Genomic DNA, 1,103 nt, shown 5'->3' on the forward strand with positions numbered 1-1,103 from the left:
GTATGAGTACGGTCCGATTCTACGAGAGAATCTGACTCGAATCGAAATTGAGGGTTGATCATGGGACTTAGAACAGTTTTAGATAAAATGGAGCCCCATTTCGAGAAAGGGGGCAAGTACGAGAAGTGGTATGCGCTTTACGAAGCTGCTGACACCATTTTTTATTCGCCATCAAGTGTAACCAAAACCACATCTCATGTTAGAGATGGTATCGACCTTAAGCGTATTATGATTACGGTTTGGTTGTGCGCATTCCCTGCTATGTTTTTTGGTATTTGGAACGTCGGTTTCCAGGCAAATACTGCTATAGCGGCTGGGCTGGGTACTATACCAACCGATTGGCATAGCATGTTTTTCATTGGCCATGATGCGTCAAATATTCTTCATAACTTCGTATATGGCGCAGCATACTATATACCTATCTACCTGACAGTGTTTGTAGTGGGTGGTTTTTGGGAAGTGTTGTTTGCCACCGTGCGTAAGCATGAAGTTAACGAAGGCTTTTTTGTTACTTCAATACTATTTACCTTAATCGTTCCAGCTGATATCCCCTTGTGGCAGGTTGCTCTAGGTATTTCCTTTGGTGTTGTTGTTGGTAAGGAAATTTTTGGCGGTACAGGCAAGAACTTCTTGAACCCAGCCTTAACTGGTCGTGCGTTTTTGTTCTTTGCATACCCTGCCGAGATTTCGGGCGACGCAGTTTGGACTGCTGTCGACGGCTTTAGTGGCGCGACGCCTCTAAGCATTGTTGCAGCCAGCGGAATTGAAGGTCTTAACCAATCAGTTTCATGGGTCGACGCGTTCTTAGGCTTTATTCAGGGCTCAATTGGTGAAACTTCGACGCTAGCGATTATGATTGGCGGTTTTGCATTGCTTGCAACCAAAATTGCTTCCTGGCGTATCGTTGTTGGTGTATTTGGTGGTATGACAGCAATGTCACTTATCTTCAATATGATCGGCTCTGACACTAACCCTATGTTTGCAATGCCTTTTTATTGGCATCTTGTTATTGGTGGTTTTGCGTTCGGGATGTTTTTTATGGCAACAGACCCAGTATCCGCATCAATGACTAACCAAGGTAAGTTTGTATTTGGTGCGCTCAT

General features: G+C 44.2%; 1 protein-coding gene. It reads left to right on the plus strand.

Annotated elements, in window-relative coordinates; genetic code table 11:
* Positions 1 to 60 precede the first annotated feature (60 nt).
* On the plus strand, positions 61 to 1,103 hold a 1,043-nt coding region (locus tag A3735_RS23420; RefSeq protein ID WP_068638763.1), incomplete at its 3' end, for an NADH:ubiquinone reductase (Na(+)-transporting) subunit B.

This window comes from Oleiphilus sp. HI0061 (assembly GCF_001635675.1).